The 6,659-nt window shown below is 35.4% G+C and carries 5 protein-coding genes; 2 read left to right on the forward strand and 3 right to left on the reverse strand.

The window, feature by feature from the left end; translation table 11 throughout:
- Nucleotides 1-11 precede the first annotated feature (11 nt).
- Genes ACFHWD_RS18385 through ACFHWD_RS18395 form a run of 3 tightly spaced genes read right to left on the reverse strand, consistent with a single transcriptional unit; the run spans nucleotide 12 to nucleotide 4,381 of the window.
- Nucleotides 12-1,016 carry an isocitrate dehydrogenase (NAD(+)) gene (locus tag ACFHWD_RS18385; protein ID WP_150358757.1) on the reverse strand — a complete coding sequence of 335 codons (1,005 nt, stop codon included), beginning with the start codon at nucleotides 1,014-1,016 and terminating at the stop codon, nucleotides 12-14.
- A gap of 30 nt (nucleotides 1,017-1,046) precedes the next feature.
- Complete coding sequence (locus tag ACFHWD_RS18390) at nucleotides 1,047-2,972, reverse strand: aconitate hydratase (RefSeq protein WP_150358756.1); 1,926 nt, start codon at nucleotides 2,970-2,972, stop codon at nucleotides 1,047-1,049.
- 38 nt (nucleotides 2,973-3,010) lie between these two features.
- Nucleotides 3,011-4,381: a 2-isopropylmalate synthase gene (locus ACFHWD_RS18395; RefSeq protein WP_150358755.1), complete on the reverse strand. Its 1,371-nt coding sequence runs from the start codon at nucleotides 4,379-4,381 to the stop codon at nucleotides 3,011-3,013.
- Between the two features lie 452 nt (nucleotides 4,382-4,833).
- Here ACFHWD_RS18395 and ACFHWD_RS18400 point away from each other — a divergent pair, with 452 nt between their 5' ends.
- Both ACFHWD_RS18400 and ACFHWD_RS18405 read left to right on the forward strand, forming a co-directional pair.
- Nucleotides 4,834-5,559, forward strand: a complete 726-nt coding sequence (locus ACFHWD_RS18400) for a 1-acyl-sn-glycerol-3-phosphate acyltransferase (protein WP_150358754.1) — start codon at nucleotides 4,834-4,836, stop codon at nucleotides 5,557-5,559.
- 36 nt (nucleotides 5,560-5,595) lie between these two features.
- The gene (locus tag ACFHWD_RS18405) at nucleotides 5,596-6,462 is read left to right on the forward strand and encodes a ComEC/Rec2 family competence protein (RefSeq protein ID WP_150358753.1); all 867 of its coding nucleotides are present in this window, start codon (nucleotides 5,596-5,598) and stop codon (nucleotides 6,460-6,462) included.
- Nucleotides 6,463-6,659 lie beyond the last annotated feature (197 nt).

Genomic DNA, 6,659 nt, shown 5'->3' on the forward strand with positions numbered 1-6,659 from the left:
CAAAAATACTATTACAATTCTGAAATTACAGCATTGGTGAATTCATCAGTAGTTGAATTTCCTCCTAGATCAGGGGTTATATACTTTCCCTCTTTTAACACATTTTCCACTGCCCTTTCAATTCTATCCGCAGCTTCACTTTCATGTAAATATTTCAACATCATAACTGAAGACAATATTATAGCAGTAGGATTCGCCTTGTTCTGTCCTGCAATATCAGGAGCTGAACCATGGGCAGGCTCAAATACAGCTCGCTCTTCTCCCATGTTGGCCCCGGGAACTAGCCCCAGTCCCCCTACCAGTCCGGATGCCAGATCAGACAATATATCGCCATACAAGTTTGGCATTACAAGCACGTCATATTTTTCAGGATTCAACACCAGTTTCATGCTCATGGCATCTACTATCACATCATCAAATTCTATATCATCATATTCTTCAGCTACTTCTCTGGCAGTTCTTAAAAAAAGTCCATCTGACAATTTCATTATATTGGCCTTGTGAACTGCGGTTACTTTCCTTCTTCCATTATTAACCGCATATTCAAAAGCTGCTTTTACTATTTTTCTGCTGGCATTCTTGGATATTATCTTCACACTTTGTGCTGTCTCATCATTTACCATAAACTCTATTCCCGCATATAGATCCTCAGTATTTTCCCTGAATATAACCAAATCAACATTATCATACCTGGACTTTACCCCTTCATACGTTTTTATAGGCCTTATATTGGCATATAAATTCAAACTTTTTCTCAAGGTTACATTTACGCTTTTGAAACCTTTCCCCACTGGCGTGGTCACGGGACCCTTCAATGCCACTTTGTTTCTCTTTATACTGTCAATGACCTTCTCCGGAATAGGAGTGCCATATTTATCTATAAAAGCCGCTCCAGCTTCAGCTATATCCCAATCTATATCCACACCACTGGCATCTATAATTTTTGTTGCCGCTTCACTAACCTCTGGACCTATACCGTCGCCCGGAATAAGAGTTACTCTGTGTCTGTGCTTCATAAAATCAATTACCCCCTAATATGTCGAATTTTATAGACTATTCCTTTTCATCAAATTTATCAATCCACCATATTTTATCATATTTCTCTGCCTTTGGGTAACATCAAATAGCATATTATATTCTTTGTTCTTTGTCTTGTTTTTCACTATGATTGTATCACCGTCAATTTGTTTGAGCATATCTCCCATTTCAAGTTCATCCATTACATCTATCTCTTCATAATCCTTCACATTTTGAAAAACCAGAGGAAGTATTCCATTATTTATAAGATTCTGCCTGTGGATTCTAGCAAAAGACCTCGCAAATACTGCCTTTATTCCCAGGTAAAGAGGAGCCAATGCCGCATGTTCTCTGCTGGAACCCTGTCCATAATTTTCTCCCGCCACTATAAAACCCCCTGAATTTTTCTTTGCCTTTGCGGGAAATTCTTCATCGCAGGGTGTCAGACAGTAATCAGACAAGTATGGGATATTGGATCTATAGGGCAGCAATTTTGAATTAGAAGGCATTATATGATCTGTAGTTATATTGTCTCCTACTTTTGTAAGCACTTTTCCATTCAAAACATCTTTCAGTGGCTTTGCCACAGGAAATGGCTTTATATTAGGTCCTCTTACCACTCTGACATCTTCTCCGGCCCTGCTGGGATCAACTACCATATTGTCATCTATTAAAAATTTTGCAGGCATTTCAACTTTAAAAGGCGTCCCCATCTGTCTTGGATCCGTAATATAACCTGTCAATGCAGAAACAGCTGCAATTTCCGGACTTACCAGATATACTTTTGCGGACTTAGTACCTGATCTTCCCTCAAAATTTCTGTTAAAAGTTCTGAGAGATACAGCACCAGTAGAAGGTGATTGCCCCATTCCTATACAGGGTCCGCAGGCACTCTCCAACACTCTTGCACCTGCCTCTATCATATAGGACAATGCTCCATTTTGGGACAGCATGGTCAGAACCTGTCTTGAACCCGGAGATATGGTAAGAGAAACATCTTCACTTACTGTATTTCCCTTTAATATATGTGCCACTTTCATCATATCCACATAAGATGAATTGGTACAACTCCCTATACATACTTGATTTACTTTAACATCTTCCAATTCTGAAACAGCAACCACTTTGTCCGGACTATGCGGACATGCTACCATAGGTTCCAGGGATGATAAATCTATTTCCATCTCCTCATCATAGCTTGCATCTGCATCCGGTTCAATAAAAGAAAAATCTTTTTCTCTCCCCTGAGCTCTTAAAAATTCACGAACTACATTATCACTGGGAAATATTGATGTAGTGGCACCAAGTTCTGCTCCCATATTGGTTATGGTTGCCCTTTCAGGAACAGACAGTGTCTTTGCTCCCTCTCCAACATACTCAAATATCTTTCCAATTCCACCTTTAACACTGAGCCTTTTTAACATCTCCAAAATTATATCCTTGGCTGTAATCCATGCTCCCAATCTGCCTTTTAAATTAACTTTGACTATCTTAGGCATATTCAAATAATACTCTCCACCGCCCATGGCCACTGCTACATCAAGTCCGCCTGCTCCAATGGCAAGCATTCCTATCCCACCTGCTGTAGGAGTATGGCTGTCGGATCCCAAAAGAGTATCTCCCGGTACTCCAAACCTCTCCAGATTAACTTGATGACATATCCCATTTCCAGGCCTTGAAAAATATATACCATGCTTTTTTGCTACAGTTTGAATATAAGCATGATCATCTGCATTTTCAGGACCTGACTGTAACATGTTGTGATCTATATAGGCTATGGATTTCTTGGTTTTTACCCTATCTATTCCAAGTGCTTCAAACTGAAGATAGGCCATAGTGCCTGTAGAATCCTGGGTAAGAGTTCTATCTATTTTTATTGCAATCTCCTCTCCTGGTATCATTTCACCTTTAACGAGATGATTCTTTATTATCTTTTTTGCTGCGTTCAATCCCACATAAATCCCTCATTTCCGCAAATATTCTATTCGACTGATTAACTCGCTCTCTCTTCATTCTTTCTCATAACTTCCGGCATCAACTCTTTTACCAGCAGCTCAAGCTCATTGTTTCCTATCATGGTAGTTCTTCCCGACTTATATTGTTCATCTACCCATAATTTTATATCATTAATTCTCTCATCCTTCTTATCAACCCTATCGTCACCCTTCAATCTATAATAGGTATTGATCCAAGCTGCAATTCCTGCATGTCCTGAATATTGATTTACAGCTACAACAATTGGCTTTCCCAAAATTTTGTCCGTATCAAAAGCATTGTAGATCTCTTCATCTTTTAATATACCATCTGCGTGTATCCCCGCCCTGGTTTCATTAAATTCTTTACCGACAAATGGAGTTCTTGTAGGTATATCATATTTCATTTCTTTACTGAAATACTGCGCCAATTCCGTTATAATATGCAAATTCATATTTCCAGTATTGCCTTTTAATTGTGCATATTCAAATACCATGGCCTCCAGGGGACAATTTCCCGTTCTCTCGCCTATCCCCAGGAGAGACGTATTTACAGAAGATGCTCCATATAACCAGGCAGTTGTAGAATTATCTACTACACTATAAAAATCATTATGCCCATGCCATTCTATCATATCTGAAGGAACTCCACAGATAGTTCTAAGCCCATGAATAATTTTCTGGACACTTCTTGGGACAGTCACTCCATTGTAGGATACACCCAAACCAAGAGTATCACAGGCTCTTATTTTCACAGGAATATTGGCCTCTCTAGACAGTTCCATCAATTTAGTTACAAGAGGAACTACAAATCCATAGAAGTCAGCTCTAGTAATATCTTCCAGATGACATCTGGGGTAAATTCCATTATTCAACACCTCTCTAACTATGTCCAAATACATGTCCATAGCTTCCTGTCTTGTCATTTTGAGTTTTTTGAATATATGGTAATCTGAACACGACATAAGCATTCCAGTTTCTCTAATCCCCATCTGCTTCACCAACTTGAAATCTTTCTTATTGGCTCTTATCCAGGAAGTCACTTCAGGAAATTTATATCCTTTTTCAATGCAGGCTTCAGCTGCTTTCCTGTCCTTTTCTGTATATAAGAAAAATTCCGTCTGTTTAATTATACCAGAATTATTGTCCAATTGATGAAGATAATCAAAAATTTTTATTATCTGCTTACTTGTATAAGGGGGCATAGACTGCTGTCCATCCCTAAAAGTTGTATCTGTAATATATATTTTTTCTGGAATATCCATAGGAACTTGTACATTATCAAAAACTACTTTTGGGACTTCATCATAAGGAAACATATCTTTATAAAGATTAGGGCTGTTTACATTGTCCAATTTATAATTGGCTGAATTATTTTTCAATGAAATCATCTCCTTGGTTTAAAATATTGGATCTATAATTTTAAATGGATTTTTGAATTATTATTATTTACTCATTTCATATGTAACTTTTATTTTTATATGTATTTTAAATATCCATTTTAATAATTACAGTATATTAACTTGTTTAATAACAAATTATCTATATTGTAACACTTTTATTTTCCATTAGCAAATAGATATTTTTATTTTTGCTCTAATTGAATGATCTCATTTATTTTATGCAATTGTCCTATAAAATAGGATTTTTTATTGTACATATTGGACCTATGAATATTTCTGGCAAAATTAAATTAATTAAAACCATATTTTTTATTATTTTAGCCAATATTTGCACTAAAAGCTAAATTATTTATTCAATATATATGATAATTGGATATGATATAATAGATAGGTAATATTTACGAACTCATCAATAGAATTCTACAAGGAGGAATCGATTTATGTTAAAAACCATTTTATTTTATTTTATTTTTATTCTCTATATGATTGGTACTGTAACAAAAAAAATCAAATTGGAGGGAATAAAAAAAACAGGAGACAAAGAACAAGTTGAAAATTATATATATGTTGCTGTAAAAAATTGGGCAAATTTCATTTTAAATCTCGTAAATGCCAGAATTAAATTGGAAGGAAAAGAACATTTGCCGCAGGTTCCCTGCCTTTTTGTCGCCAATCATCAGGGGTTTTTTGATATACCAATAATAATCTCATCCCTCAATAGAACGGTTGGATTTATAGCTAAAAAAGAAATCACTAAAATTGGATTGCTTACTTATTGGATGCGGCAGATAAACTGTGTCTTCATGAACAGACAAAATATTCGGGAATCCATAAAATCCATAAATGAAGGTATTAAAATTTTGAAAAGCGGACACAGTATGGTGGTATTTCCAGAAGGTACCAGAAGCAAAGGACCTAAAATAGGTGAATTCAAAAAAGGCAGCTTAAAATTGGCTTTAAAATCCAAAGTGCCCATAGTTCCCATTGCCATAGATGGAAGCTATAGATTAAGAGAGGGTAATAAACACAGCATACTAAAACCTGCAGATGTGAAAATGACCATATGTGAACCCATATATATCGATAATATGTCAAAGGAAGAGCTTTCAAACTTGTCAAATATTATAAAACAAAAAATATCCGAAAAAATATACCTTAAAGGCTAATACATTTTCCAAATAACTAAAGGAGCTGTTACAATAGTGAATTTCATAAAAAAACATTTAAACATGATAAGTGTATTCCTGGCAGTACTTTTTCTACTCTCTGGGTGTACCAATAGTACCAGCAATGTATTGAATTCAAAAGTTAAATCATCTCAAATCATAGTACATTACATAGATGTAGGGCAAGGTGACAGCGAGCTTATTCAAGTAAACGGTAAAAACCTTCTAATAGATGCAGGCCCAAATGACAGTAAAGATAAACTAATGTCCTATTTAAGGAAACAAGGTATAAAAAAATTGGATTATGTAATTGCAACTCATCCAGATGAGGATCACATAGGTGGCATGAGTTCAATAATAAGAAAATATGACATATATAAATTCTATGCTCCCAAAAAAACAGCTAACACCATAACCTTTGAGAGCATGATAACTGCATTAAGAAATAAGAATATGAAAATAAACGTTCCAATTCCACGTGCCACTGAATTGAATTTAGGTAAAAAAACCACAGCTGAAATAATAGCTCCAAACAGCACTATGTATGAAGACACCAACAACTATTCCATAGTTTTAAAAATCACCTACGGAAATACTAAATTTTTATTTACAGGCGATGCTGAAAATAAGAGTGAAGACGAAATGATAGATAAAAATTATGATCTCTCGGCAGATGTGCTAAAAGTTGGACATCATGGAAGTTCAACTTCCACTTCAGAAAAATTTTTAGATAAAGTCAACCCTAAAATAGCTATAATAAGCTGTGGCAAAAACAACAAGTATGGTCATCCTACTAAAAATACAATAAATAAACTTAAAAGAAAAAACATACAGATATACAGAACTGACGTAGATGGAACTGTGCTGCTTATAAGCGATGGCAACAAGATAAGTAAAGAATAATTTATGTAAGAAAGTATTATTCGATTTAATTAACGATGCACGTTAATGAAGAGCTTCAACCCTTGCCGGAAATCAGTCCTATTAATTAAGTACTGTTACATAATAAAAAGCAGACCAAAATTTATTTGGTCTGCATAATTAACATTTTAAAAAATAAAATGGCTCCGTGGAGAGGGCTCGAACCTCCAACCCTTCGG

The organism is Clostridium sp. MT-14, from assembly GCF_042436595.1.
GTDB classification, from domain to species: domain Bacteria; phylum Bacillota; class Clostridia; order Clostridiales; family Clostridiaceae; genus Clostridium_B; species Clostridium_B aromativorans.

Bases quoted from the DNA above. Each gene is read 5' to 3' on its own strand.
- ACFHWD_RS18395 (WP_150358755.1), bottom strand. From the start codon at position 4,381: ATGATTTCATTGAAAAATAATTCAGCCAATTATAAATTGGACAATGTA.
- ACFHWD_RS18400 (WP_150358754.1), top strand. From the start codon at position 4,834: ATGTTAAAAACCATTTTATTTTATTTTATTTTTATTCTCTATATGATT.
- ACFHWD_RS18385 (WP_150358757.1), bottom strand. From the start codon at position 1,016: ATGAAGCACAGACACAGAGTAACTCTTATTCCGGGCGACGGTATAGGT.